At 71.5% G+C, this 26,837-nt stretch carries 21 protein-coding genes, 1 tRNA gene and 1 riboswitch; of the genes, 15 read left to right on the top strand and 7 right to left on the bottom strand.

Annotated elements, in window-relative coordinates; genetic code table 11:
• The first annotated feature begins 13 nt into the window (after window positions 1-13).
• From ACE3OG_RS00405 to ACE3OG_RS00420, 4 genes are all read left to right on the top strand, one after another.
• Window positions 14-934, top strand: a complete 921-nt coding sequence (locus tag ACE3OG_RS00405; protein WP_374304974.1) for a CopD family protein — start codon at window positions 14-16, stop codon at window positions 932-934.
• A 351-nt stretch (window positions 935-1,285) separates the two neighbouring features.
• Complete coding sequence (locus ACE3OG_RS00410) at window positions 1,286-1,582, top strand: hypothetical protein (protein WP_374304976.1); 297 nt, start codon at window positions 1,286-1,288, stop codon at window positions 1,580-1,582.
• An 83-nt stretch (window positions 1,583-1,665) separates the two neighbouring features.
• Window positions 1,666-2,031, top strand: coding sequence for a hypothetical protein (locus tag ACE3OG_RS00415; RefSeq protein WP_374304978.1), 366 nt, complete (start codon window positions 1,666-1,668; stop codon window positions 2,029-2,031).
• Between the two features lie 991 nt (window positions 2,032-3,022).
• Window positions 3,023-3,721 (top strand): recombinase family protein, encoded by a 699-nt coding sequence (locus ACE3OG_RS00420; RefSeq protein ID WP_374304980.1) that lies wholly within the window; start codon window positions 3,023-3,025, stop codon window positions 3,719-3,721.
• A 49-nt stretch (window positions 3,722-3,770) separates the two neighbouring features.
• On the opposite strand, the gene ACE3OG_RS00425 is transcribed toward ACE3OG_RS00420, so the two are convergent.
• Both ACE3OG_RS00425 and ACE3OG_RS00430 read right to left on the bottom strand, forming a co-directional pair.
• Window positions 3,771-5,441, bottom strand: a complete 1,671-nt coding sequence (locus ACE3OG_RS00425; protein WP_374304982.1) for a DUF6538 domain-containing protein — start codon at window positions 5,439-5,441, stop codon at window positions 3,771-3,773.
• 78 nt (window positions 5,442-5,519) lie between these two features.
• Window positions 5,520-5,594: transfer RNA gene (locus ACE3OG_RS00430), tRNA-Thr, on the bottom strand.
• Window positions 5,595-5,772: 178 nt separating this feature from the next.
• Here ACE3OG_RS00430 and ACE3OG_RS00435 point away from each other — a divergent pair.
• From ACE3OG_RS00435 to pheS, 5 genes are all read left to right on the top strand, one after another.
• Window positions 5,773-6,015: a hypothetical protein gene (locus ACE3OG_RS00435; RefSeq protein ID WP_374304983.1), complete on the top strand. Its 243-nt coding sequence runs from the start codon at window positions 5,773-5,775 to the stop codon at window positions 6,013-6,015.
• Entirely contained in the window at window positions 6,015-7,304 is a 1,290-nt protein-coding gene (gene murA / locus ACE3OG_RS00440) for a UDP-N-acetylglucosamine 1-carboxyvinyltransferase (RefSeq protein WP_374304985.1), read from the top strand. Before ACE3OG_RS00435 ends, murA begins: the two co-directional genes overlap by 1 nt.
• Before the next feature lie 111 nt (window positions 7,305-7,415).
• Window positions 7,416-7,874, top strand: a complete 459-nt coding sequence (locus ACE3OG_RS00445) for a DUF2948 family protein (RefSeq protein ID WP_374304987.1) — start codon at window positions 7,416-7,418, stop codon at window positions 7,872-7,874.
• A 60-nt stretch (window positions 7,875-7,934) separates the two neighbouring features.
• Window positions 7,935-9,749 (top strand): aminopeptidase P family protein, encoded by a 1,815-nt coding sequence (locus tag ACE3OG_RS00450; protein ID WP_374304989.1) that lies wholly within the window; start codon window positions 7,935-7,937, stop codon window positions 9,747-9,749.
• 101 nt (window positions 9,750-9,850) lie between these two features.
• Window positions 9,851-10,936: a phenylalanine--tRNA ligase subunit alpha gene (gene pheS, locus ACE3OG_RS00455; protein ID WP_374304991.1), complete on the top strand. Its 1,086-nt coding sequence runs from the start codon at window positions 9,851-9,853 to the stop codon at window positions 10,934-10,936.
• A gap of 36 nt (window positions 10,937-10,972) precedes the next feature.
• Here pheS and ACE3OG_RS00460 read toward each other — a convergent pair whose 3' ends face one another.
• Complete coding sequence (locus ACE3OG_RS00460; protein ID WP_374304993.1) at window positions 10,973-11,194, bottom strand: DUF1674 domain-containing protein; 222 nt, start codon at window positions 11,192-11,194, stop codon at window positions 10,973-10,975.
• Between the two features lie 134 nt (window positions 11,195-11,328).
• Here ACE3OG_RS00460 and ACE3OG_RS00465 point away from each other — a divergent pair, with 134 nt between their 5' ends.
• From ACE3OG_RS00465 to ACE3OG_RS00475, 3 genes are all read left to right on the top strand, one after another.
• Window positions 11,329-12,726: an RsmB/NOP family class I SAM-dependent RNA methyltransferase gene (locus tag ACE3OG_RS00465; RefSeq protein WP_374304995.1), complete on the top strand. Its 1,398-nt coding sequence runs from the start codon at window positions 11,329-11,331 to the stop codon at window positions 12,724-12,726.
• A gap of 121 nt (window positions 12,727-12,847) precedes the next feature.
• On the top strand, window positions 12,848-14,644 hold the full coding sequence (locus ACE3OG_RS00470; RefSeq protein WP_374304997.1) for a heparinase II/III family protein: 1,797 nt from the start codon (window positions 12,848-12,850) through the stop codon (window positions 14,642-14,644).
• Between the two features lie 262 nt (window positions 14,645-14,906).
• Window positions 14,907-16,064: a tlde1 domain-containing protein gene (locus ACE3OG_RS00475; protein ID WP_374304999.1), complete on the top strand. Its 1,158-nt coding sequence runs from the start codon at window positions 14,907-14,909 to the stop codon at window positions 16,062-16,064.
• An 18-nt stretch (window positions 16,065-16,082) separates the two neighbouring features.
• On the opposite strand, the gene ACE3OG_RS00480 is transcribed toward ACE3OG_RS00475, so the two are convergent.
• Genes ACE3OG_RS00480 through ACE3OG_RS00495 form a run of 4 tightly spaced genes read right to left on the bottom strand, consistent with a single transcriptional unit; the run spans window position 16,083 to window position 18,728 of the window.
• Window positions 16,083-16,715, bottom strand: a complete 633-nt coding sequence (locus ACE3OG_RS00480; RefSeq protein ID WP_374305001.1) for a thiamine phosphate synthase — start codon at window positions 16,713-16,715, stop codon at window positions 16,083-16,085.
• Complete coding sequence (locus ACE3OG_RS00485; protein ID WP_374305003.1) at window positions 16,708-17,529, bottom strand: thiazole synthase; 822 nt, start codon at window positions 17,527-17,529, stop codon at window positions 16,708-16,710. Before ACE3OG_RS00485 ends, ACE3OG_RS00480 begins: the two co-directional genes overlap by 8 nt.
• Window position 17,530: 1 nt before the next feature.
• The gene (gene thiS / locus ACE3OG_RS00490; protein ID WP_374305005.1) at window positions 17,531-17,728 is read right to left on the bottom strand and encodes a sulfur carrier protein ThiS; all 198 of its coding nucleotides are present in this window, start codon (window positions 17,726-17,728) and stop codon (window positions 17,531-17,533) included.
• Window positions 17,697-18,728: an FAD-dependent oxidoreductase gene (locus tag ACE3OG_RS00495; protein ID WP_374305007.1), complete on the bottom strand. Its 1,032-nt coding sequence runs from the start codon at window positions 18,726-18,728 to the stop codon at window positions 17,697-17,699. Before ACE3OG_RS00495 ends, thiS begins: the two co-directional genes overlap by 32 nt.
• Window positions 18,729-18,820: 92 nt before the next feature.
• A riboswitch (TPP riboswitch) is annotated at window positions 18,821-18,952 on the bottom strand.
• A gap of 272 nt (window positions 18,953-19,224) precedes the next feature.
• Here ACE3OG_RS00495 and ACE3OG_RS00500 point away from each other — a divergent pair.
• From ACE3OG_RS00500 to addA, 3 genes are all read left to right on the top strand, one after another.
• On the top strand, window positions 19,225-19,938 hold the full coding sequence (locus ACE3OG_RS00500) for a L,D-transpeptidase (RefSeq protein WP_374305009.1): 714 nt from the start codon (window positions 19,225-19,227) through the stop codon (window positions 19,936-19,938).
• A gap of 200 nt (window positions 19,939-20,138) precedes the next feature.
• Window positions 20,139-23,345 carry a double-strand break repair protein AddB gene (gene addB / locus ACE3OG_RS00505; protein WP_374305011.1) on the top strand — a complete coding sequence of 1,069 codons (3,207 nt, stop codon included), beginning with the start codon at window positions 20,139-20,141 and terminating at the stop codon, window positions 23,343-23,345.
• Window positions 23,345-26,785, top strand: a complete 3,441-nt coding sequence (addA, locus tag ACE3OG_RS00510; RefSeq protein ID WP_374305013.1) for a double-strand break repair helicase AddA — start codon at window positions 23,345-23,347, stop codon at window positions 26,783-26,785. Before addB ends, addA begins: the two co-directional genes overlap by 1 nt.
• Window positions 26,786-26,837: the final 52 nt, after the last annotated feature.

Here is a 26,837-nt window from a genome sequence, read left to right on the forward strand (position 1 = left end):
GAGCGAACGCCGCATGTTCGATTGCCTCGTCGTCGTCCGCTTCGTCCATTTCGTCGCTGTCTTCATCCTGTTCGGAACGGCGCTGTTCTGGCTCTACGCCGTCCCCTCTCCGGAGCGCGGCGCGGCGGCGCTTCCGATCAGCTTCGCCGCGACGCGGCCGCTGCTTCGAGCGGCCGCCCTCGTCGCAGCGGCGTCGGGCCTCCTCTGGCTCGCCGCCATGCTCGCCAACATGACCAGCGAAGGCGCCGGGATCGACGTCTCGGGGTTGGCCGAAGCTGAAAACTGGCGGATATTTTTTCTCGAAACCGGCTTCGGTCCGCCATGGGCGCTGCGGATCGTCCTGTTCGGCGCGGCGCTCGCCGCAGCCTGGGGCGGCAAGACGCCAAGGCTGCGCGCGCTCGCCGCCGCAGGCGCGGCGCTTCTCGTCTCGCAAGCGTTCCTCGGCCACGCGGCGCAAGGGAAGCTCGGCCCGCGCGGCCTCGCCATGCTCGGCGCCTACGCCGCCCACCTTTGCGCCGCCGCGGCCTGGGCCGGCGGCCTGCCGCCTTTGCTCCTCGCCCTGACGGAGCTTTGGCGCTCTCCCCGACGCGGCCGCGGCGGCGAGGCGCTGGCGATCCTTCAGCGCTTTTCGGTCATGGCCGGCGTCGCTGCGCCGCTCGCCGCCGGCGCAGGCGCCGTCAACGCGTGGTTTCGCCTGGGCGACGCGCTCGCGAGCCCCGCCGCCAGCGGTTACGGGCGCGTCCTTCTCGTCAAGATCGTTCTCGTCGCCGCCATGCTGACGCTCGCGGCCTTCAATCGCTTCGCGTGCATGCCACGACTGCGCGAAACGGGCTACGCACGCGCTTTGCGCGTCAGCGTCGCGGCGGAGCTCGCGATCGGCGCGCTCGTTCTCGCCGCGGCCGCAGTTCTTGGCGTGACGCCGCCGCCGAACTGATCGGCCGTCCCGCAGGCCCGCCGCGACCTGACGGCGACCCTTGAGGACATCGACGCGCCGCCGCGGCGCCAGACCGGACGGCGAAAGCGCGCGTCAGAAACGCGCCGAAACAGCCACATCGTCCCGCATTCATCCGCATGCGGGCGAAGTGGGAATAGAGCAGTGAAATCAGCGAGATAAATGGTGCTGCGAGAGAGGATTGAATTTTAGAGTTCTGACCCTATCCCGTTGATTTAACTAGCTTCGTGCCGAGACGGATTTGCTTTGACGGATCACCATTAGGACCACCTCAAGGCCTCCAAAGCAAGCCTTCCCTCCGCGCGCGAGCCAACGCTAACAGGAGCGCTCCCCATGTCACTCGCCATCATCGAAATCGAACGCCACGGCATTTTCGCCTCGACCGCCCGAGGTCGCGCCCTCATGCTCGCCGGGGCCGCCCAGCTCCTCGACGTGATGAACAACCTCCCCGATCCCCGCTCCCCGCCTCGCGGCCCGCTCTGGTTCGCCGTCCGCCGCGATATCCGGGGACGCCTCTACGCGATGCGCCTTGGCCCGCTTGGCGTCATCCTTGAGCCGGCCGCCATTTATCCTGCCCGGCCGCCCCTGAAGCCCGCCGCCCCCGTCCCTGCCCATGAGGCCCTGCAATGACGACAAAGAGGAAACGCAAGCTCCCCGAGCCGGAGGCCCCTCGCCGCTTCATCCGGGAGGCGGACGGAAAGCCGCTCGTCGCCGTGAAGCTCACCAACTCGCCCCTTGAGGCCATCTGTTGGGCGGAGGATTACGACAGGCTCGTCGCCGTCCAGCAAGCCAAGGGCGGCGGCCCGTTCCTCGACTGGCGTCTCAATAGCCGGACCAAGGCGGGAGAGGGGCCGGAGTATGTCCGCAACGTCAGCGAGCGTCGGGGAAACGCATATGTTCAAGTCGCATGGCAGATGCTCGACCTCTGGCCTGAAGCCGGCCGCGAAGTCCGCCACAAGGACGGGAACCGCCTGAACCTCTGTCGCGACAATCTGGAAACCGCCCTGAAGGGATCGGCCGCCCGGCGCGCGGGAATACTGCCGCCCTTGCCGGAACGCCCGCCCGAAGCCGCGAGCTAGACAGGCCATAGCCCCTAGAAGCCGCAGGGAAGCCCAAGGACGGCCTCTGCGGCTTTCTCCGCTCTATCCCAGCCGAAACGCCATGAGGCCAGCCGGCGGCCTTCTACGGGCCTCCTAGAGGCATTGGCAATTACAGAGCGTTCTTACCCCCGGCCGTCTTAAAGGCTCCCATCCCCGCCCTCGCCATTTCACAGCATACTAACCCCGGCCTCCCATCTCGCCCTTCCACCCCTTGCCGGCAATTAGGCGTGCATACTAACCCCGGCCTGTCTTAGCGCCTTCCATCCCGCCCTCGCCATTTGGTAGCGTGCTAACCCCCGGCCTGTCCTTCAGGCCATCCCCATGAGCGAAATCAGTCGGTTAGAATTTCCGTGTGTGCTTACCCCCCCGGTCGTCTTAAAGGCTCTCATCGAGCCTGACGCCAGGGAGGCCATACAGGCGGAGGGGTGGCAGGGGAGAACCTCCACCGCCCCCTTCTCCTTATGGCTGGACAGCGGGCCTTCGCCTTCAAGGAAATCAATGGGTTGGCAATTAGGCGGTATATTAACCCCCGGCCTCTCCCAGAGCACCTTCTTCAAGGCTCCGCGCAATGCTTCAATAGACCGGCCCTATGGCGAGGGGGAGCGGGAGCGGAAACCTCCAAAAGGCCCGCCCGTCGCAAACGTCTCGAAGACCGTTTATTAGGCAATTTTCAGGCAAAATCCCCCCGTGGCCCGGCCTTCAAGGCCCCCCTCCCATTTCAGCCCGCGCGCTCGCGAGGATGGCGTCCTGAAAGCCCGCCACTAGGCCCCGCCCCCTCGACGCCGCAAAGGCAGGGGGAGCGGGAGCGGAGCGGAACCCCATGGCATGACGCCGCCCTTGAAGCTCCCCTTTGAGCCGTCCCATCGAGCAGCCCCAAGGCCCTTGCATCCCCCGTGCAAATCTGCCATACGTTCGTTAGGCAATCATGCACAGCACGGTAGCCCTACCGATCTTCCCCTTGAGGCCTCCCATGAACGCCGCCCGCCCCCGCCGCTTCGTCTCCTACCTCCGCGTTTCCACTGCCAAGCAAGGGCAGTCGGGCCTTGGCCTTGAGGCGCAGCGCGAGGCGTGCCGGGCCTACCTCGCTGGCGTCCCTGGCGCGATCCTTCACGGCGAGCACATCGAAGTCGAGAGCGGCAAGGCCAATGATCGCCCGAAGCTCGCCGCCGCCATCGCCGAAGCCCGCGCCTATGGGGCCATCCTTCTCATCGCCAAGCTGGACAGGCTCAGCCGCGACGCGCATTTCCTCATCGGCCTTGAGCGCTCCGGGGTCGAGTTCCGCGCGTGCGACAACCCGCAAGCCAATCGCCTCACCATCGGCATTCTGGCCCTTGTCGCCGAGCAAGAGCGCGAAGCCATCTCGGCCCGCACCAAGGCCGCCCTCAAGGCCGCCAAGGCACGCGGCGTCAAGCTCGGCAACCCCAACGGCGCGGCGCATCTCAAGGGGCGGGGGAACGCCGAAGCCGCTCAAGCCGTGCACGTCCAAGCCGACGCATTCGCCGCCAAGCTCGCCCCGATCCTCGCCGAGTTCTCCGGCCAGTCCGCAACCGCCACGGCCGCCGCCCTGAATTCCCGTGGCGTCCCCTCGGCGCGGGGAAGGAGTTGGACCGCGCGCTCCGTCCTCAACCTCAAGGCCCGCCTTCCTGCCACCCTTGCGCCTTCTCAATGATGGCCATCATGCCGTCCGCTAGGGATAGGCAGGAGGCCGCTTCCTTGGATTATCCGTCAGCCTCATACCGCGGCAACTTGGCAACCCATTCGACGAGAAGCTCAATCGGCATGTGACCATAAGCCTCGCCTTCCGACCTCGGCGCGTGGCCTTGCAGGTAATCCCTCACGTCGGCCGGCATGTTGAGCCGCCGGGCCTCCGATTTGAAGCGATGACGCCATCCGTGATTTGGCTGGGGCACGTCCGTCACGCCAAGTTCTCGCACCCAAACCGCCAGCCGCTTCGCCCGCGTGGCTGGCATTTCCCGCCCCTCGCCCTCGCCAAAGAACAGCGGCCCCTCCGGCCTCGCCGCGACGAACTTCAAGAAGCCCTGTTCGATCAAATGCGGGTGGAGGGGGACAAGTCGCTCGCCGCCTGTCTTCGTGGAGCCGGCCTCGGGCGTGATCCTAATGGCGTCATAGGTCTGGCCATCCTCACCCTTCTCCCGAAGCACGTCGCATTTCCGAAGCTGGGTTATCTCCGCCACCCGCGCGCCGGAGTATGCCAAGAGCCAAGGCACCCAGCGCCACGTCGAGGCGTTCACGCCGTCCCGCACAAGGTCAACCGCGAGGCTCGCCCTCAGGATCGTCGCCGCTTCGTCAAGGCTAAGGTCGCGCCTCAGCCTCCCCGCCGCCTTGCGCTTGTCGGCCTCCACGTAAACGTCGCGCGCCGGATTGGCGTCAAGCCGCCCCTTCTTGACCGCCCATCCGAACGTCGCACGGACGCCCGCGAGGTAGCCCTCCTTGAGCCTCTTGGCGCTCAGCTTTTGCGTCTCCCGCAATTCGTCGAGCCATTCCTGAACGTCCTTGCGCGTGACCTCGCGGGCGTCCGTGCTGCGGCGCTTGCGCTTGAGCCATTCGACAAACTTGCCGACGATGCTGCGGAACTGCTGGACCGTGCTGGGGGCGAGGGCGCTCGCCTTCGCATAGGCCTCAAAGAGGTTCATGAGCGGGACGCTGGGGCCAGCAAGAGCGGGGAGGCCGGAGGCGGGCGTCGGCGCGGACCTATCGGCTGACGGGGCGGCGGGGACAGGATAAGCCCCAGCGCTGGAAATTCCCGATGCGCCATTCGTCTTCAGCGGCGCTCTTGGAGGCCCCTTGACGGCCGCGAGGTGGTTTCCCTGCGCCCTCGCCAGCATGGCCCTGTAGACGGCCTTATGGGCCGCCCGCAAGGCGTTCCTTAGGCGAACCCGGCTCCGCCCGTCGCACGCCGCCCAGTCGCCCCCGTCCTCCGCCAGAAGCTCCGCCGCCGCCTTGTCTATCAGGGCCTCGACGATCCCTTGCGCGTCCTCCCCCATTCCCGCCGCCGAGAACATCTCCAAGGCGCGCGCGTGGCTCTCCGCTGGCTCGCGATAGCCTTCTTCCTCCCATTCCCGCCGCTCGCTCCATCGCGCCGCAAGGGCCTCGATACGGGCGTCCGACAGGCTGACGGAGTTGGCGATAGCTGGCGATGGTGGAGGCGGAGAAGCGGCGAGCGCCGCCTTCCATTCGGCATCGAGATCAAGCCGAACCTTGGCGGCAGCCGTCTCGGCTTCCTTCGGATCGCGCGTCTTGAGCGAGCGATTGTATTGCTTCGGGCCGCCATAGCCGGGCGCGTCGCGGACGGCCGAAGGCACGGTCCCCTTGATCCAGAAAACGCCGGTCTTCGGATGGCGGTAAGGCACGTGGAAATAGGAGGGCAAAGGACCACCTTGACGGACCACCGCCAAGGCACTTAGGCTAATTAAATCCGCAAGTTGCTGCGGTCAAACAGACTTTAATGGTGCTGCGAGAGAGGATTGAACTCTCGACCTCTCCCTTACCAAGGGAGTGCTCTACCACTGAGCTACCGCAGCGACGCCGGCGGGGACGAACCGCCAGCGGACTGGACCGGCGTATTGGCATAGTCGGCCTGGGGAGGCAAGCGGGGAATGCGCGCGCCGCTCTTCTCTTGTCTGCGCGCCGCGCCGCAACTAAAGCTTGCCCCTGCGCCCGCCGCGGACGCAATGAAGTATTTCCTTAAGGTTTCGGGCCATGATCGAAAAGCCGTCCTCTTCCGGCGACGGCGCGGGCGGGCGGGACGACAGGCGGGCGCGGCTTGCGCAGGCGCTGCGCCAGAACCTCGCGCGGCGCAAGGCGCAAAGCCGCGCCAGGCTGGCGCAGGGCGAGGCGCGAGGGGAAGCGCAAGGGGAGGCTGCGAAAGCGGGCGCGTCGGAAGACGGCCCGAACGGCTTTCTGGCGGACGGCGGCGCGCCATCCGGGAAAACGGGGGATTGATGGATCGCATTCGCATCGTCGGCGGCCGTGAGCTCAACGGCGTCATTCCGATCTCGGGCGCGAAGAACGCGGCGCTGCCGCTGATGATCGCCTCGCTGCTCACGCCCGAGACGCTGACGCTGGAGAACGTCCCCGACCTCGCCGACGTCAACCGCCTGCTGCGCATCCTCGGCAACCATGGCGTCGACCATATGGTCGAAGGCCGCCGCTTCGGCGATTCCCCCGACGCCAGCCGCACCATCCGCCTCTCGGCCCGCGACATCGTCGACACCACCGCGCCTTACGAGCTCGTCTCCAAGATGCGCGCGAGCTTCTGGGTGGTGGCGCCGCTTCTCGCGCGCATGGGCGAGGCCAAGGTCTCGCTGCCCGGCGGCTGCGCCATCGGCACGCGCCCGGTCGACCTGCTCATCATGGCGCTCGAAAAGCTCGGCGCGAAGGTCGAGATCGAGGCCGGCTACGTCCACGCCACGGCGCCGAAAGGCCTGCGCGGCGCCGAGATCGAGTTCCCCAAGGTCACCGTCGGCGGCACCCATACGGCGATGATGGCGGCGGCGACGGCGCAGGGCGCGACGCGCATCCTCAACGCCGCGCGCGAGCCCGAGGTCGTCGATCTCGCCGCCTGCCTCAACAAGATGGGCGCGAAAATCTCCGGCGCCGGCCGCTCCGAGATCGAGATCGAGGGCGTCGGCCGGCTCAACGGCGCCCGCCATCGCGTCCTGCCCGACCGCATCGAGGCCGGCACCTACGCCATCGCCGCGGCGATGGCCGGCGGCGACGTGCTGCTCGCCGGCGCCGAGGCCGGCGCGCTTCAGAACGCGCTCGACGCGCTCGTCGCCGCCGGGGCGCAGGTCGCCGTCTCCAACGAGGGCGTGCGGGTCAAGCGCAACGGCGCGGGCCTCTCCCCCGTCGACGTCGAGACGGCGCCCTTCCCGGGCTTTCCGACCGACCTGCAGGCGCAGTTCATGGCGCTGATGACGCGCGCGAAGGGCGATTCGCGGATCACCGAGACGATCTTCGAGAACCGCTTCATGCACGTTCAGGAGCTGGCGCGCCTCGGCGCGCGCATAAGGCTCGAGGGCGACGTCGCGCTGGTCGAGGGGGTCGAGCGGCTCGAGGGCGCCCCCGTCATGGCGACGGACCTGCGCGCCTCGGTCTCGCTCGTCATCGCCGCGCTGGCCGCCGAGGGCGAGACGATGGTCAACCGCGTCTACCACCTCGACCGCGGCTTCGAGCGGCTGGAGGCCAAGCTCTCTGGCTGCGGCGCGGTCATCGAGCGCCTGTCGTCCTGACGGACCCTTAAAAAAATCGCCGCGCGTCTTTTAACGCGCCGGCGCGCGCATCATTTCAAGCAGCGCGTCGACGCGGCGGCGCGCGACGCAGCGCAGGAGTTCGCGCAAGCGATGACGCAAACGCAGACGGCCAGCGGGCTCAAGCTGCTCGCGCGGGACGCGGAGGACCTCGACGTCGTCTCCGCGAATTTGCAGGACGCGCTCGTCCTCGTCGGCGACATGGCCTATCTGCCGCGGTCGAAGCAGTTCGCCTTCCTCGCCTGTCGCTTCGACTGGGAGAAGGCGGCCGCCGGCGCGCTGGAGCGTTGCCGCGCCGGGCTCGCGTTCGAGGCCGTCGAGCAGGTCTTCCTGTCCGGCTTCTCGCGCGCCGACAAGGGGCGCATCCTCAATCTCCTGCGCGTCGGCTTCACGGAAGCCGCGGACGGCGGCGGCCTGGTCGAGCTCGTCTTCTCGGGCGGCTGCGGCCTGCGCCTCAAGGTTTCGCGCCTCGAGGCGCGGCTCGCCGACCGCGGCGAGCGCTGGTCGGCGCGCGCGCGGCCGGGCCATGCGTGCCTCGACGCGGAAGGGTGAAGAAAATTTCCTGTTGCGAAACTCATCGCCTCGTCCCGGGAAATCCTTTAAACTGCGCCGATGTTCGAGAGCGTTTTCCAGTCCTTCGACGAGCAGGCGGACGGGACGCAGGGCGCAGCCCGCGTCGCGGCGTTGCGCGAAAAGCTCGCCCGCCTGAAGCTCGACGGCTTCCTTGCGCCGCGCGCCGACCGCCACCAGAACGAATATGCGCCGCCGAGCGAGGAGCGCCTCGCCTGGCTCACCGGCTTCTCGGGCTCGGCCGGAACGGCGGTCGTGCTGGCCGACAGGGCGGCGATCTTCGTCGACGGGCGCTACGCCCTCGCCGTGCGCGGCCAGGTCGACGTTTCCGTGTTCGAGCCGGTCGACGTCGGGACGACGAGCGTCGCCGACTGGCTGCGCGCCAATCTGCCGCGCGGCGCGCGCGTCGGCTACGACCCATGGCTCGCGACGCCCGCGCAGGTCGAGCGCCTTGCGAGGGCCGCGGCCGACGCCGGCGCGGAGCTCGTCGCGCTCGACGCCAATCCGGTCGACGCGCTGTGGACCGACCGGCCCCCTGAGCCGCTCGGCAGGATCGTTCTTTATCCGCGCAAGCTCGCCGGCGAGAGCGCGGGCGCCAAGCTGGCCCGCGTCGGCGAGGCGCTGAAGGGCGCCGACGCGCTGCTCGTCAGCGATCCGCATTCGCTGGCCTGGATCTTCAACATCCGCGGCGCCGACGTCTCGCACACGCCGCTGCCGCTCGGCTTCGCGCTGATCCCGCGCGCCGGAGCGCCGAGCCTCTACCTCGACCCGCGCAAGCTCGCGGCCGCGCCGCGCAAGGCGCTGGCGGCGCTCGCGAAGCTCAAGGCGCCGGACGCGCTCGAGCGCGACCTTTCCATCCTCGCCGGCGAGGGGCGCAAGATCGTTTTCGACGCCGCGACGGCGCCTTCGCGCCTCGTCGCGCTCGCGCGCGAGGCCGGCGGCGGCGTCGAGGTCGGCGCCGACCCGTCCGCGCTGATGCGGGCGAAGAAGAACGCGGCGGAGCTTTCCGGCGCGCGCGCCGCGCAGCTGCGCGACGGCGCGGCGCTGACGCGCTTCCTGTTCTGGTTCGCGCAGGCCGCGTCCAAGGGCGGCCTCACCGAGATCGAGGCGGCGCAGGCGCTCGAAACCTTCCGCCGCGAGACCGGCGCGCTGAAGGACCTGTCCTTTCCCTCGATCTCGGCGGCCGGGCCGAACGCGGCGAGCCCGCATTACCGCGTCACGACGAAGACCAACGCCCGGATCGGCCGGGGCCTCTACCTCATCGACTCCGGCGGCCAGTACGAGGACGGCACCACCGACGTCACGCGCACGCTCGCCGTCGGCCGGCCGAGCGCCGAAATGCGCGACCGCTACACCCGCGTGCTGCAGGGCCATGTCGCCATCGCGCGGGCGGTCTTCCCCAGGGGCGTCAGCGGCGCTCAGATCGACGCGCTCGGCCGGCTGCCGCTGTGGCGCGCCGGCCTCGACTTCGACCATGGCGTCGGCCATGGCGTCGGCGCCTATCTTTCGGTGCACGAGGGGCCGCAGCGCATCTCGAAGCTCGGGACGACGCCGCTCGAGCCGGGCATGATCCTCTCCGACGAGCCCGGCTATTACAAGGGCGGCCATTGGGGAATCCGCATCGAAAATCTCGTCGTCGTCGAGCCGCGCGAGATCAGGGGCGCGGAGCGCGAGATGCTCGGCTTCGAGACGATCACGCTCGCGCCCTACGACCGCGCGCTGATCGAGACGAAGCTGCTCGACGATGAGGAGAAGGCGTGGATCGACGCCTATCACGCGCGCGTGCGCAAGGCGCTCTCGCCCTTTCTCTCGCGCGCTGAGAAGCGCTGGCTCGCCGAAGCGACGGCGCCGCTGTGAGGCGCGCCGGCGCTTTGCTGCTTTCGCGCGGCGCGAAATGATTTAAAAGGCGGCGCAACCGCTCTCGACGCGCCTTCCTAACGAGCCCCGGCCGAGCTTCGATGACAGATATTTCCGCGCTCCAGGCGAGCATCCTCGCCGACGTCGCCGCAGCCGCCGACGAAGCTTCGCTCGAAACCGTCCGCGTCGGCGCGCTCGGCAAGAAGGGCTCGGTCTCCGCGCTGCTCGCCGGGCTCGGCAAGATGTCGCCGGACGAGCGCAAGAGCGAAGGCGCGAAGATCAACCTCGTCAAGGACGCGGTGGCGGGCGCGATCGCGCAGCGCCGCGCGGCGCTGAAGGAGGCGGCGCTCGAGGCGCGGCTCGCCGGCGAGAGGCTCGACGTCACCCTGCCGGCGCGCGAGCAGGGGGCGAGCCTCGGGCGCGTCCATCCGATCTCGCAGGTGATGGACGAGCTCGCCGCGATCTTCGCCGACATGGGCTTCTCGATCGCCGAAGGGCCGGACATCGAGACCGACGACTATAATTTCACCAAGCTGAACTTCCCGCCCGACCATCCGGCGCGGGAGATGCACGACACCTTCTTCTTCGAGCCCGACGCGCACGGCCGGCGCAAGCTGCTGCGCACGCACACGAGCCCGGTGCAGGTGCGCGCCATGCTGACCAAGGCGCCGCCGATCCGCGTCATCTGCCCCGGCCGCACCTATCGCTGCGACAGCGACCAGACCCACACGCCGATGTTCCACCAGGTCGAGGGGCTGGTCGTCGACCGCTCGTCGCACCTTGGCCATCTGAAATGGATTCTGGAGGAGTTCCTGAAGGCGTTCTTCGAGACGAAGAGCGTCAGCCTGCGCTTCCGGCCGAGCTATTTCCCCTTCACCGAGCCGTCGATGGAGGTCGACGTGCGCTGCTCGCGCAAGGGCGGCGAGATCCGCTTCGGCGAGGGCGACGACTGGCTCGAGATTCTCGGCTGCGGCATGGTGCATCCGAACGTGCTGCGCAACTGCGGCCTCGATCCTGCGGAATATCAGGGCTTCGCCTGGGGGGTCGGCATCGACCGCCTCGCCATGCTCAAATACGGCCTGCCGGACCTGCGCGCCTTCTTCGAGGCCGACGTGCGCTGGCTGAAGCACTACGGTTTTCGGCCGCTCGACTTCCCGACGCTGGCGGGGGGGCTCTCGGCGCCTTAACCCACCAGCGCGTAGCCGCCGGGTCGACGCCGCCCTCTAAAAATCGCTGGCTATTCCCTTGACCTCCCAGTCGCCGTAGCGCACCGGCTCCGGGCCGTCGCGCCCGTCGATCTCCTTCGGGCGCTCGACGCGCGCGGCGTCGGCGAGGCGGCGGCGTTCTTCCGCCTCGGCCAGCGCGCGCCGCGCCGCGGCGGGAAGCTCGCGCGCCGGCGCCGCTTCGCCGGCCTTCGGCGTCTGCGCCTTGTCTTCGTCGGTCATCCGTCCTCGCGTCGTCAGCCGCTCCGGCGGCCAATCTAAAAGCTTTTGGAGCGCGGTAAATCCCCGCGCGCGCGGGGCCATCGGCCATGATATAAGCGCGCCGACCGGCCTCGCGCCGGATGAGGAGCCGCCGCTTGACAGCACCCCCGCGCCAGTCGAACCGCAAGCCGGGCCAGCGCCGGCCCGGACAATCGGCTCAGGCCGCGCGCGAGGAGGCCGAACGCAGCCCCGGCCTGCCGGCGCGGCTCGCGGCGGCGGCGATCCTCTCCGACGTCGTCGCCAAGGCGCATCCGCTCGACGACTGCTTCTCGCCGCAGGCGGTGCCCTCGCGCATCAGTGGCCTCGACCCGCGCGACGTCGCCCTGACGCGCTCGATCTGCACGGCCGCGCTGCGCCGGCTCGGCACGATCCGCAAGGCGCTGGCGCAGCGCCTCGAGAAGGGCCTGCCGAAATCCGTCGCCCATCTCGAATGGACGCTGATCGCCGCCGCGGCGCAGATCCTGTTCCTCGACGTTCCCGACCACGCCGCCGTCGACCTCGCCGTCCGCGCGACGCGGCTTGAGGCGAAGTCGACGCCCTTCGCCGGCCTCGTCAACGCCGTGCTGCGCAACATCGCCCGCGCGCGCGAGGAGATTCTGGCCGGCGCCGATCCGCTGCGCGACGACGTCCCCGTCTGGCTCGCCGCGCGCTGGATCAAGACCTATGGCGAGGAGGCGGCGGAAAGGATCGCGCGCGCCAACCGCGACGAGCCGACGCTCGACCTCACCGTGAAGTCGGACCCTGCGGGCTGGGCGGCTCGGCTCGGCGGCCTCGTCCTGCCGACGGGCTCGGTGCGCCTCCTCACCCATGCGCCGATCGCCGAGCTCGAAGGCTACGGGGACGGGCTATGGCAGGTGCAGGACGCCGCCGCCGCCCTGCCGGCGCGGCTTTTGCGTATAGAGCCCGGCGCGAGAATCGCCGATTTTTGCGCGGCGCCCGGAGGCAAGGCCGCCCAGCTCGCCTTCCGCGGGGCGAAGGTCACGGCGATCGACCGCTCGGCCGAACGCCTGAAGCGGCTCGCCGCCAATTTCGCGCGGCTTGGCGTCGACGCCGAGATCGTCGTCGCCGACGTCGCGAGCCTGAAGGCGCAGCCCTTCGACGCCGTGCTGCTCGACGCGCCCTGCCTTTCGACCGGCACCATCCGCCGCCATCCCGACGTCGCCTGGACGAAGAAGCCCTCCGACCTCGCGCGGCTCGTCGAGACGCAGGCGCGCATGCTCGACAGGGCGGTCGAGCTGACCCGCCCGGGCGGCGAGATCGTCTATTGCACCTGCTCGCTCGAGCCGGAGGAGGGCGAGGCCCAGATCGCCGCCCTGCTGCGGCGCAATCGCGAGGTCGAGCGCTCGCCGATCGGCGCGGACGAGATCGGCGGCCTCGCAGAGGCGCTGACGCCGGAAGGCGAATTGCGCACGCTGCCCTTCCATCTGCCGGCGCAGGATCCGCGCGCCGGCGGCCTCGACGGCTTCTTCGCCGCCCGCCTGCGGCGGCTGTGACGCGCCGGGCGCGGTCCGGTTAACAAAGCGCAGACGTTTTTCCTCGATTGTGCGCAGGGGACGGCGGGCGCCCGCGCGAGCGCGCGGCGGCGGGGTCGGGGGCCTGTCCGGGGACGCGGCGATGAACGTTAGATTTTCCGACGGCGCCGACCCGCTCGCGAAGGCGGAGCGAGCGCCGCGGGGCCTCGGGGGGGCGAGCTCTTTGCCCGGCGCGGGATTGAAGGATCGGCTGCATGTGGCGCGCCTCGTCGCCGGCCGGGCGCTCGCCTCCGGCTGGCGCCTCGCGGCCTCGCCGGTCCGCGCCCTCAAGGGCTGGCGCCAGCGCCCGCCGGAGCGGCTCTTGATCGCGCCGCAGGACATCCGCACCTCGGACCCGACGCTCGCCGCCGACATCTACGCCGGCTATTTCGCCTTCGCCGGCAAGATCGTCAACGCGCACGGACGCTCGCCCTTCGAGCTCGAGCCGCAGTCCGACGCCTGGGCGCGCGCCCTGTCGAGCTTCAGCTGGCTGCGCCATCTGCGCGCCGCCGACACGGCGATCTCGAAAGCCAACGCGCGGGCGCTCGTCGAGGATTTCCTGACCGTCTACGGGCGGCCGGGCCAGAACCCGGCCTGGGAGCCGCGCGTCGTCGCGCGCCGCCTCATCGCCTTCCTGTCGCAGTCGCCGATCATCCTGCACGGCGCCGACCGCGCCTTCTACAAGCGCTTCATGAAGGGGATCGGCCGCGCCCAGCAGTTCCTCGAGCGCGCCGTCGCCGAGGGCCTTTCCGGCGACGACCGCCTGCTCGCCGCGATCGCCCTGACCGAGCTCGGCTTGTGCGCCGAGGGGACCGGCAAGCTGCCGCAGCGGGCCGGACGCCTGCTCAACGAGGAGTTGCAGCGCCAGATCCTGCCGGACGGCGGCCATGTCAGCCGCAACCCGCGTATCCTGATCGACCTGCTTCTCGACCTCCTGCCGCTGCGCCAGGCCTACGCCGCGCGCGGCGCGCAGGCGCCGCCGCAGCTGCTCAACGCCATCGACCGCATGATGCCGATGCTGCGCCTGTTCCGCCACGGCGACGGCGCGCTCGCCCTGTTCAACGGCATGGGCGTGACGCCGCCCGAAGAGCTCGCCACCGTGCTGGCCTATGACGACAGCCGCGCGCGGGCGCTGCTCAACGCGCCGCATTCGGGCTATCAGCGGCTCGAGGCCAAGGACGGCGCGGCGGCGCTCGTCGCCGACGCCGGACGGCCGCCGCCGCCGGAGTTCTCCGGCGAGGCGCACGCCGGCTGCGGCTCGTTCGAATTCTCGGTCGGCACGCAGCGCCTCGTCATCAACTGCGGCGCGCCCGACCCCAATCGCGCCGCCGCCGCCGAGGCGGCGCGCATGAGCGCGGCGCACTCTACGCTCGTCATCGACGACACTTCGTCCTGCCGCTTCGCCTTCCACCTCGGCGCGCGCAAATGGCTCGGCGACGCCATCGTCTCGGGCCCGCGCGAGGCGCTCGCCGAACGGCGGGAGGACGCGGGGAGCGCGACGCTCGCCATCCAGCACGACGGCTACGCGCCGCGCTTCGGCCTCCTGCACCAGCGCCGCCTGACCCTGCAGGACGACGGCAAGCGCCTCGACGGCGTCGATCGGCTGCGCGCCGCCGTCCCCGGCGACGCGATCGAGGCGCGGCCCTTCGCGCTGCGCTTCCATATTCATCCCAACGTGCGCCTGAAGCGTGTGCGCGACGGCCACGCCGTGCTGCTCGCGCCGCCCGACGGAACGCGCTGGCTGTTCGAGACGCCGTGGATCGCCGACGTCGAGGAAAGCATCTTCTTCGCCGCCCCCGACGGGCCGCGCGCCTGCGCGCAGATCGTGATCGAGGGCGAGACGCGCGACGGGCTCGAGGTGAGCTGGAGCTTCAAGCTCGCCCAGAAGCGCGGCGAATAGGGAACGGACGGCGAGCGCGAGGCAAGGCTCGTCGGCCATCCTGAAGCCGCAAGAGCGCGCCGGGGCCTGCGTCTCCGGCGCCACAGTAAAGCGCAAACCGTCCGGCAAAACAAAGAAATGGCCGCTTCACGGGCCGTTAACCAAAATTCGCCTCAATGGGCCATCAGCAAGGCGATCGCGGCTTTGCTTCAGGTTCCGCGGCGCGCCCCTTTCGGCGCCCGGACGCGGCGAAGCCAGCGACGACTTTTGGAAGCCCGGACCCATGAGCAACCTCAGCCCGCCGCTCGCCGCCTTCGCCTCGCCCCGCGGCCGCCGCCGCCGCCGCTCGCCGGCCCGCAAGATCGCCGCGCGGACGCTGCCCGGCGCCGCGATCCTGGCCCTCGTGACGCTCGTCGGCGCGCAGATGACGCGCACGGGCGGCGAGGCCGGCGTCTACGGCGCGCTGTCGCCATGGCGCGAGGCCGCTCAAGGACCGCAGACGGCTGCGGACGCCATGTCGCGGACCGCGCAGGCGGACGACGGCTCCGCCGTCTATGGCGGGCTGTTCGATCCGCGCCCGGCGGTCGCGGCGATGGGGCCGCTCTCCTCCCTGTTCACGATGCAGGCCGAGCTCGAGCCGCAGGACGGAGCGGACGCGGCCGCCAACGCCACGGTGGCGATCCGCGAGCCTGACGCCGCCGACGCGCGAACCCCCTTCGCGGCGCCCGGCGCGCTCGCCCTCAACGAGGACGCGCCGCTTCCCGCGCCGCGCCCGCGCGACCTCGACGTCCCCGCCGCTCCCACGCCGCGCATCGTCCCGCAGATTCCCGACCGGCGCCTCGCCCGCGAGCAGCGCGCGGCGCCGGCTTCGACGGCGCAGGCGAACGCCGCCCCGAACGGCGGCTCGATCTTCGACAAGCTGTTCAGCGGCCTGAAGTCGCTCGGCCAGCAGCCGGGCAAGCCCACAGGGCCGGTGCTCGCCTATGCGCCGGCCGACGGCGGCGTCGTCAGCGACGCGCCGCGCCTGTCGCCGCGCGTCGGCCCGACCGTCGCGCCCCGCGCCGAAGGCGGAACGGCGATCTACGACATTTCGGCGCGCACCGTCTACATGCCTGACGGCACGCGGCTCGAGGCCCATTCCGGGCTCGGCGAGCATATGGACAATCCGAACTCCGTGCATATCCCGATGCGCGGCGCTACGCCGCCCAACGTCTACGAGCTGACGATGCGCGAGGCGCTGTTCCATGGCGTGCAGGCCCTGCGCATGACGCCGATCGGCGCAAGCCCCCAATATGGCCGCAACGGCTTCCTCACCCACACCTACATGCTCGGGCCGAACGGCGCCTCCAACGGCTGCGTGTCGTTCCGCAATTACGCGGCCTTCCTGCGGGCGTTCCAGACCGGCCAGGTCCGCCGCCTTGTCGTCGTCGCGCGCATGTGAGCCGCGGCGCTTCGCCGCTCAGCCGCGCGAGCCCGCCGTTTCGAGCGCCCTGCGCCGTTCCCCGGCCATCGCCGCCCAGCCGCGCGCCCGCGCCTGCGGGTCGGCGTTCAGCGTAACGTCGGTCACCACCGCCGCGCTGTCGGCGCCCGCCGCGAGGACGCCAGGGGCGCGCTCCAGCGTGATCCCGCCGATGGCGACGAGCGGAACGTCGCCGATCCGCGCCTTCCATTCGCCGATCCGCTCGAGGCCCTGCGGCGAAAAACGCATCGCCTTGAGAACCGTCGGCCAGATCGGCCCCAGCGCCACATAGTCGGGCGCGGCTTCGAGCGCGCGCTCGAGCTCGGCCTCGTCATGGGTCGAGACGCCGAGCCGCAGCCCGGCGCGGCGGATGGCGGCGAGGTCCGCCGTCTCGAGGTCCTCCTGCCCGAGATGGACGAAGTCGCAGCCGAGGTCGATGGCGAGGCGCCAGTAGTCGTTGACGACGAGCTGCGCGCCCGCCGCCGCGCATAACGCCTTCGCCGCGAGAATCTCGCGCCTCAGAATTTCGTCCGGCGCGTCCTTGACGCGCAGCTGCGCGAGGCGGACGCCGCAGGGCAGGAGCCGCGCCACCCAGGCCGCCGAATCGACGATGAGATAGAAAGGGTCAAGCACGCCGCGCTCCCAGCTGCGGCTCGGCGAAGGGGCGCCCGATGACCGGCGTCGACGGCGCGGCCATGTCGCGCGGCTCCATCGGATCGGCGAGGCGGCCGAGCCGGCCGGCCTCGACGGCGAGGGCGAAGGCTTTCGCCATGGCTGCGGGATCGCCGGCGGCGGCGATCGCCGTGTTGAGCAGCACGGCGTCGTAGCCGAGCTCCATCGCCTGCGCGGCGTGGGAGGGCGCGCCAAGGCCGGCGTCGACGATGAGCGGGACGTCCGGGAAATGCGCCCTCAGCGCGCGCAGCCCGAAGACGTTGTTGAGGCCGCGCCCGCTGCCGATCGGCGCGCCCCAGGGCATCAGCACCTCGCAGCCCGCGGCGAGCAGCCGCTCGGCGACGACGAGGTCCTCGGTCGTATAGGGAAACACCTTGAAGCCCTCGGCGACGAGGGCGCGCGCCGCCTCGACGAGGCCGAACACGTCGGGCTGCAGCGTGTCGTCCTCGCCGATCACCTCGAGCTTGATCCATGGCGTGTCGAACACCTCGCGCGCCATCTGCGCGGTGACGATCGCCTCCTTCGCCGTGCGGCAGCCGGCCGTGTTCGGCAGCGCCTTGAGCCCGAGGCCGCGGATCAGCGCCCAGAAGGATTCGCCGGCGCGGCCCGCGCCCGATTCGCGGCGCAGCGACACGGTGACGATGTCCGGCCGCGCCGCCGCGACCGCCGCCTCGAGGACGGCGGGCGAGGGATATTGCGCGGTGCCCATCAGGAGACGCGAGGAGACCGTCGCGCCATAGAGGCGGAGCGGATCGGCCGGCGGGCGCGCCTGCATGCTAGCCTCCCTGCCTCGGGCTCACGATCTCGACGGCGTCGCCCTCGGCGAGCGCCGCCGCCTGGCGCGCCTCGCGGCGCACGAAGTCGCGGTTGAGCGCGGTCGCCACGGCGCGCTCGTCATGGTCGAGCTCGGCGAGGAGCTCCTTCAGCGTGCGCGCCGAGGTCTCAAGCGTCCTGCCGTTCACTTCGATGCGCATGCGTTTCTCCTGCGGCGCCGAGCAGAACCGTCCGCGGGTCGGCGCCTTCGAGCGCGACTTCGACGGCCGCCCGCGCCAGCGCCGGCGCGAGCAGGAATCCATGGCGATAGAGGCCGTTGAGGAACAGCGCGCGCCCGTCGCGGACGACGCGCGGCAGATTGTCGGAGAAGGCCGGACGCACGCCGGCGCCGGTCTCGACGACCTCGGCCTCGGCGAAGGCCGGATGCACCGTATAGGCCGCGCCCAGAAGCTCCATCATCGCCCGCGCCGTGACGCGGCCGGCCTCCTCGTTCTCGATCATCGTCGCGCCGATCATGAAGCGCCCGTCGCCGCGCGGCACGATATAGACCGGATGGCGCGGATGGGTCATGCGGACCGGCCGCGACAGCGACACCTCGCGGGTGAACAGAACGAGCATCTCGCCCTTGACGCCGCGCAGGCCGGCGACGTCTTCGCGGGCGAAGAAGCCGCGGCAGTCGATGGTCCAGTCGAAACCGGCGCCGTCCGGCGGCTCGGCGCCGAAACGAAGGGCGACGTTCTCCATCGCCTCAAGGCGCGCGGCGAGCGCGGCGACCGCCTCGCGCGGGTCGAGATGGGCCTCCTGCGGAAAGAACAGGGCTTCGTCGAAGCGGCCGGAAAGGTCCGGCTCGAGCTCGGCGAGCCGCCTGGCGTCGAGGCGCTCGAATTCGCGCGTGCGCCGCGCGAAGCGGCCGAGCTCGCCGCGCTCGCGGGCGGGGGCGAGGACGAGCGAGCCGCGCCGCAGCGCGACGGGAACCTCGCGCGTCCAGTAGTCGAGCGCCTCCACGCCGAGCTCGACGACGACGGGCTCGGCGCTCTCGGCCTCGCACCAGGGCGCGATCATGCCGCCGGCGAGGAAGGAGCAGCCGAGCCCCGGCCCCGCGGCGCGCTCGAAAACCTCGACTTGCGCTCCGGCCCGCGCGAAGGCGAGCGCGGCGCAAAGCCCGGCGACGCCGGCGCCGACGACGGCGACTCGGGTCATGCGCGCGCCCTGCGACAAGGGCGCGCGGCGCGCGAAAGGTTTTCGCGCGGCGATTGCGAAGACGCCGACGCCGGAGGGCGAGGCGGAAGGGAAGGGGTCATGAAAGCCGTTCCTACGCCAGTGCGAGCTGGATCAGGTTCGAAGGGTCGCCGGGCCGCCGCTCGCTGATGGAGCTGGCGCCGCCGGCCTCTCAGCCCCCTGGCGGGGCTCCCCTAGGCTGGACCATAGGTAGGCTCGGGCGAAGGGGGCGTCAAGCTGGCCATTGAGCGGGCGAGAGCTCCTGCGAAGCGGGGCGTCCGCATGTTTTGTCGACGCCGGCGCGATGTGTGGCCGCGCCGCCGCATAAACGCATTTTAGCGCATGGCGAGCCCGCCCGGCGACGGCTTGAGCTTGCCAATCGAGCCGCGCGACGGCAGTCTCGGCCGGGCTGAAGACGTTCAGCGGGCGTATGCCGGAGTCGTCTCCGGGCGGCGACAGGTTTGGAAACTTAAAAACCATGATCATGGACGGCAAGATCGCCGACGCCGGCGGGAGAAACGACGCAGCTGCGCCCGGGCTTCGGTCGGAGCTTCTCAACCGCCGGTCGTTTCTGTTCGGCTCCGCCGTCAGTCTCGGCGCGCTTGGGCTCGCCGGTTGCGCGACGACCGACGACGCCATGCTCCGCGCCGAGGCGGCGAAGCTCTACGGACCGACGCCCGACAAGAAATTCCCGATACCGGCGGTCGACGTCGCCAAGCTCGATCCGAAATATTATCGTCGGACCGTGCGCTACGATAGCAAGGAAGCGCCCGGCACGATCATCATCGATCCCAACAATTACTATGTCTACCGGATCGAAGGCGATGGAAACGCCACCCGCTATGGCGCCAATGTCCCCCGTAAAGGGTTCCTGTGGAACGGCGACGCTTACGTCGGGCGCAAGGCGGAATGGGCGATCTGGACTCCGCCCAAGGAGATGATGGAGCGCCAGCCCGAGGCGCGCAAATACGCCGGCGGCATGCCGGGAGGCCTCGACAATCCGCTCGGCGCCCGCACGCTCTATCTTTACCAGAACGGCAAGTACACGGTCTGCACGATCTACGCGACCAGCGACCCCGAGTCGATCGGGAGGGGCGTCACAAGCGGCTGCACCGGCCTCCTCACCCAGGACATGATCGACCTCTATTCGCGAACGCCGGTCAAGACGAAGGTGATCATCCTGCCGGCGTAGGCGACGGCGTTGTGGCGCGGCGCGTCCGCGCGCCGCCGCCGCGAACGGCCGCCGCCTGATTGTTTTCCCTAAAGGCGGACCGGCTGGAATCGGCGCGAAGGCCGCTCGATCCATTCCTCCGCCTGTGGACAACCCTGCGCCCCGATAGCCTCCCCCCGCCGCGCGCCTCATGATAAGCGTCCCTCCGAGGGGGCCGCGCGTTGCGCAAGACTGTCTTCACCATCGCGCCGGGGGCGCCGTTCCTGAAAACCTTCGCGGAGGCCTTCGTCGAGGGCCGCGTCGTGAAGGGCTTCTCGGCGGCGCTCGGGCCGCTCGCGCTGGCGCAGGCGACGGTCTACACGCCGACGCGGCGCGCGGCGCGCGCGCTCGCGGACGAGTTGAGCCGCGCGCTGCCCGGCCCCGCCGCGCTGCTGCCGCGCATCCTGCCGCTCGGCGCGCTCGAGGAGACCGAGACCGAGCTGATCTTCGAGGCCGGCGCGCTCGGCCTCGCCGAGGACGACGACCCGCTCGCGCCGCCGCCGGCGGTCGGGGCGATCGCGCGGCGGATGCGGCTCGCCGAGCTGATCCTCGCCTGGTCGGGCGCGCTGCGCGGGGCGATCGTGCGGGTCGGAGCGGACGGCGCGCCCGAATGCGACGAAAGCGAGCCGCCGCTCGTCGCCTCCTCGCCGGTCGACGCCTTCGCGCTGGCCGGCGAGCTCGCCCGCCTCATCGACGAGCTGGCCAATGAGGACGTCGCCTGGGGCAAGCTCGACGGCCTCGCCGGCGACCATGACGAATACTGGCGCGTCACCCTGAATTTCCTCGACATCGCCATCACGCAATGGCCGGAGATTCTCGGCGCGCTCGGCCTCGTCGACCGGGCCAAGCGCCAGCTCGCGCTGATCGAGGCGCAGGCGCAGGCGCAGCGGCTGCGCGGCGCCGGCGAGGGGCCGGTCGTCGCCGTCGGCGTCGCGGGCGTCAGCCGGGCGGGCGCGCGGCTCGTCGACGCCATCGCCAGCGCCCCGAACGGCGCGGTGGTGCTGCCCGGGCTCGACCTTCACATGTCTGGCGCGGCTTTTTCGGCGATCGGGCGCGTCGGGCGGGGGCGGGAGTTCGGGCGAGGCTTCGGCCAGGGGCTCGAATGCGGCCAGTCGCATCCGCAGGCCGCGCTCGTGCGCCTCCTCGACGCGCTGAAGGTCCCGCGCGAGGAGGTGGTCGAGCTCGGCGCGCCCTCGCCGGCGCTCGTCGCGCGCGAGAAATTCGTGTCGCAGGCGCTGCTGCCGGCCGAGGCGACGCAGGGCTGGTTCTCCTGGCGCGCAGGCGCTGAGGCGCAGGAGGTCGCGCGCGGCCTTGAAGGCGTCAGCCTGATCGAGGCCGCCGACGAGCGCGAGGAGGCGCTCGCCCTCGCCCTCGCCATGCGCGAGACGCTGGAGCGCCCCGACGCGACGGCGGCGCTCGTCACGCCCGACCGCGAGCTCGCGCGGCGCGTCGGCGCGGAGCTGATGCGCTGGGGCGTGCGCGTCGACGATTCCGGCGGCGCGCCGCTCGGCGCCAGCGAAGCGGGGCTGCTCGCCCGCCACGCCGGCGCCTGCGTCGCGAGCCGCCTCTCCGCGCAAAGCGTCGCCGCGCTGACCGCCCACCGCGCCGTCTCGCTCGGCCTCGGCGCGCAGGAGGCCCGCCGCCGCGCGCCGCTGCTCGAGATCGCCGTGCTGCGCTCGCCGGGAGGCGCGCTGCTCGCCGATCCTGCGGCGGCGATCGCGGCGGCCGAAAGCTTCGCCGCCGGGCCGCGCGCCCATCCGGCGCGCCGCGCCGTCCTGCCCGCCGAGGGCGAGGCCCTGCGCGATTTCCTTGAACGGCTCAACCGCGCCCTCGCGCCGATGCTGGCGCTCGACGGCGAGCATGACCTCGCGGCGTGGGCGGGCGCGCACGAGGCCGCCGTCGCGGCGCTGCGCGCGCCGGACGAGGCGCGGGGCGAAGACGAGACGCTCGGCGACGACGACGCCGCGCTCCTCGCGTTGTTCGACGAATTGCGCCTCGCCGCGACGGCGCGCATGACGTTCTCCGCCGAGAGCTATCTGCGCTTCTTCGCCAATGTCGCGGGCGAGACGCGGCTTGCGGCGGCGGGGCGGACCCATCCGCGGCTGAAAATCCTCGGCCTCATCGAGGCGCGGCTGATGGACGCCGACGTGATGCTGCTCGGCGGCCTCGACGAGGCGGTCTGGCCGCCGCAGGCCCGGGCCGACTGCTTCCTCAACAGGCCGATGCGCGCCGAGCTCGGCCTCTCTCCGCCCGAGCGCCGGCTCGGCCAGGCGGCGCATGACTTCACCCAGGCGCTCGGGCGGAGAGAGGTGGTGCTGAGCCGCGCCGCCAAGCGCGCGGGCGCGCCGACGGTCGCCTCGCGCTTCGTGCAGCGCCTCGCCGCCCTCGGCGGCGCGCGATGGGACGCGTGCCGGGAGCGGGGAGGAAGGCTCCTGCGTCTCGCGCGCCTGATCGACCGCCCGCATGACGCGTCCTCTTGCGCGCCGCCGGCGCCCGTGCGGCCGCAGCCTCGCCCGCCGCTGGAGCTGCGTCCGACCGCGCTCAGCGTCACGCGGATCGAGACGCTGCGGCGCGACCCCTACGCCATCTACGCCGAGAAGATACTCCGCCTCGTCCCGCTCGAGCCGGTCGGCCTCGGCTTCACGCGGGCCGACCTCGGCTCGGCCATCCACGCGGCGATCGAGCGTTTTTCGCGCGAGGCCGGCGCCGGGCCGCTGCCGACCCGCGCGCGCGCGCGGGTCGAGGAGCTGATCGGGGAGGAGCTTGGCGCGCAGCTCGACGACGCCGAGTTCCGCGCCCTCGTCGCGCCGCGCCTCGCGCGCATGATCGACGTCTATCTCGCCTTCGAGGCGGATCGCCGGAAGGGATTGAAAGATCTGTTCGTGGAGGCGTCGGGCGCGCTGGAGCTGCGGCTCGCGGACGGCTCGCCGTTCAGGCTCACCGCGCGCGCCGACCGGCTGGAGCTGCGCGCCGACGGCGGGCTCGCCGTCGTCGACTTCAAGACCGGCGCCTTGCCCGGCGTCAGGGAGATGCGCGTCGGCTTCGCGCCGCAGCTGACCCTCGAGGCGGCGATGGCCCGGCGCGGCGGCTTCGGGACCGCCTGCGCCGGCGAGGTCGAGGCGCTTTACGTCAAGCTCGGCGGGCGCGGCGGCGGCGAGGTCCGGGAGCACAAAATCTTCAAGGACGACAAGGGCGGATCGCCGGAAAGCCTCGAGGAGGTCTGCGAGCGCCATCTCGACAGCCTCGTCGGCGTGCTCAGCCAGTTCCGCGACCCGCAAACGCCTTATCCGCCGCGTCCCTTCCCGAAATTCGAGGCGCGCTACGGCGTCTACGACCATCTCGCGCGCGTGCGCGAATGGGCGGCCGCGGGCGCCGAGGAGGAGGCGTGATGACCCTCAACGCGCCCTCGTTGACGGCCTCGCGGCAGAAGGACGCCTCCGATCCCGACGCCTCGGCATGGGTGTCGGCCAACGCCGGCTCGGGCAAGACGCACGTGCTGACGCAGCGCGTGCTGCGCCTGCTGCTGCGCGGGACGCCGCCCTCGCGCCTCCTGTGCCTCACCTTCACCAAGGCGGCGGCGGCCAACATGTCGGCGCGCGTCTTCGACCGCCTCGCCGAATGGACGCGCCTCGACGACGCCGCGCTGCGCCGCGCGGTCCTCGAGACGGGCGCGCCGGAGCCCGACCGCGCCGATCTCGAGGAGGCGCGCCGCCTGTTCGCCCGCACGGTCGAGACGCCGGGCGGGCTCAAGATCCAGACCATCCACGCCTTCTGCGAGCGGGTGCTGCATCTGTTTCCCTTCGAGGCCAACGCGCCGTCGAGCTTCGAGGTCGCCGACGAGGAGCGCCAGGCCGACCTTTTAGCCGCAGCGCGGCGCGACGTCCTCGAACGGGCGGCGGACGACGCCCGCCTCGGCGCATGGGTCGACGTCGTGGCGCGCGACTGCGCCGAGGACGAGATCGAGCGGCTTTTGAAGGAGGCGCTCGCGCTGCGCGGAAAACTGCGCGAGGACTGGCCGCGCGACCATGAACGCGCGCTGCGCGCGGCGCTGAAGCTGCCGCCGGGCCGCGACGAGACGGCGGTCATGCGCGAGATGGTCGAGAACGGGATCGCGCCCGCGCGCTGGCCCGACCTCGCCGCGTTTCTGGCGACCGGCCTCAAGAGCGACGTCGAGCGGGCGCAAGGTCTGCTCGAAGCGCAACGGCTGCGTTCCGCCGGCGACGCGCAGGGCTGCCTCGACGGCTATCTGCGGATTTTCTTCACCGAGAAAGGCGAGCCGAGGAAGAAGCTGCTGACCGGGGATCTCGCCAAACGGAAGCCGGACGTTCTCGAAGCGCTGAACGACGAGCAGGCGCGGCTCGAGCGCCTGCGCGACGATCTTCGCGCCGCGCGGGCGCTCGCCCGCTCGGTCGCCCTCGCCGGCCTCGCCGACGCCGTCGGCGAGCGCTACCGCCGCCTCAAGGCCGAGCGCGCGCTGCTCGACTATGACGACCTCGTCGGCAAGACGCTCGCCCTGCTCGCCCGCTCGCGGCCGAGCTGGGTGCTCTACAAGCTCGACGCCGGGATCGACCACATCCTCGTCGACGAGGCGCAGGACACGAGCGAGGCGCAGTGGACCATCCTGAAAAGCCTGATGAGCGAGTTCGCCGTCGGGCGCGGCGCGCATTCCGGCAAGTGCACCTTCTTCGCCGTCGGCGACGAGAAGCAGTCGATCTTCTCCTTTCAGGGCGCGGCCCCGCATCTTTTCGACGAGACGCGGCGCGCGCTCGAGAAGAAATTCCGCGACGGCGGCGAGGCGTTCCATCATGTGCGGCTCACCCATTCGTTCCGCTCCGCGCCCGGCGTGCTCGCCTGCGTCGACGGCGTGTTCGAGCCGGAGGGCCACCGGCGCGGCCTCGTCGCGCCGGCCGAGCCCTGGATGGGCCACGAGGCGGTCAAGGCGCGGCTGCCGGCGCTCGTCGAGATCTGGCCGCTCGTCGGTTCGAAGAAGGAGGAGGGGCGCGAGGACTGGCGCCTGCCGCTCGACGCGGTCGGCGCGCGCGAGCCCGCGGCGATCGTCGCCGAGCGCGTCGCGCGCCGCGTCGCCGGAATGATCGCGCCCGGCGCGCCCGACCGCGTCCACGAGGGGCCGGACGGCGCGTCGCGGCCCGTGCGCGCCGGCGACGTGCTGATCCTGCTGCGCCGCCGCGGCTCCTTCTTCGAGACGGTGATCCGCGCCTTGAAGCGGTTTGGCGCGCCGGTCGCGGGCGCCGACCGCCTGACGCTCGGCGAACACATCGTCGCGCAGGACCTCGCCGCGGCCGGGCGCGCGGCGTCGCTGCCGCAGGACGACCTCTCGCTCGCCTGCGTCCTGAAGTCGCCGCTCGTCGGCCTCGACGACGACGATCTCATCGCGCTCGCTCCGTCCCGCGCCGGCGCCCTCTACGATGCGCTCGCGGCCTCGCCCGCGCCGAGGCATGCGCAGGCGCGTGAAAAAATCGACGCGTGGCGGAGGCGGTCGGCGCTGCGGCCGTTCGACTTCTACGCGCCGCTGCTGGCGGAGGAGGGCGGCCGGCGCGCCTTCGAGGCGCGGCTCGGCGGCGAAGCGGCCGACGCCATCGACGAGTTCCTGCGCCTCGCCCTCGACCATGAGCGGGAGGCGGCGCCCTCGCTCTCCTGCTTCCTCGCCCAGTTCGACGCCCTCGACCGTTCGGTCAAGCGCGACATGGACGCGGGCGCCGACATGGTGCGGGTGATGACCGTCCACGCCGCCAAGGGGCTCGAGGCCAAGGTCGTCTTTCTCCCCGACGCCTGCAACGGCCTGTCCGCCCAGCACGACGCCAGGATCTTCGCGCTGGAGCCCGAGGCGCCCGGCGAGCGGGCCGTGCTGTGGTCGCCGCGCAAGGCCGACGACTGCGCGCGCGCGGCGCAGGCGCGGGCGCGCGGGCGCGACCTGGCCGAGGACGAATATCGCCGCCTGCTCTATGTCGCGCTGACGCGGGCCGAGGAACGGCTCTATGTCGCCGGCTTCCACGGCGAGCGGGCGCCGCCGGCGCTCAACTGGGCCGCCATGGTCGCGGACACGATCGGCGCCGACCGTGGGCGCTTTTCGCCGGCGCCGGCGCCGTGGGGCGAGGGCGAGGAGGTGCTGCGCTTCGTCGATCCCGGCCGCGCCGGCGCGCCGCTGGCGTCCGCGTCCGCGCCTGCGCCCGACACGCCTGCGCCCGCCTGGCTGACGCGGCGCCTCGACGCCTCGACCGAAGCGCCTCCGCCGATCCGTCCCTCGAACGCGCTGGCGAGCGCCGAGACGCGCCGCCTCGCGCTCGACGCCGGCGCGCGCAGGAGCCTGAGGGCGGGCGCGCTCGCCCATGTCCTCTTGCAATATCTGCCGCGTTTCCCCCGCGCGGAGCGGGAGGCGGCGGGCCGCGCCTTCCTCGACGCGCGCGCCGGCGACCTTTCGGGCGCAGCGCGCGCGCGGCTCGTCGCCGACGCGCTCAAGGTGATCGAGGCGCCGGACCTCGCGCCGCTGTTCGGAGAGTCCTCGCGCGCGGAGGCCGCGGTCGCCGGGACCGCGGCGCTGCCGGACGGGCGCGAGGTCGCCGTCGTCGGGCGCATAGACCGCCTCGCGACGACGCCGGACGCGCTGTTCGTCGCCGACTACAAGACCGGCGCCCCGCCGCCGCGCGAGGCTTTGCCCCCCGCCTATCTGGCGCAGATGGCGCTCTATCGCGCCGCGCTGGCGCCGCTCTGGCCGAACCTCGCGCCGCGCTTTCTCCTGGTATGGACGCAGGGGCCGCGCGTGGACGAGCTGGCCGTCGCCGAGCTCGACGCGGCTCTGGCGGCGCTGTAGCGGGCGGCCGCTCCTTGACGCAGGTGGGGGCGGTTCTTAGGTTGATTGATCT

Source organism: Methylocella sp., assembly GCF_041905455.1.
In the GTDB taxonomy this organism is placed as follows: domain Bacteria; phylum Pseudomonadota; class Alphaproteobacteria; order Rhizobiales; family Beijerinckiaceae; genus Methylocapsa.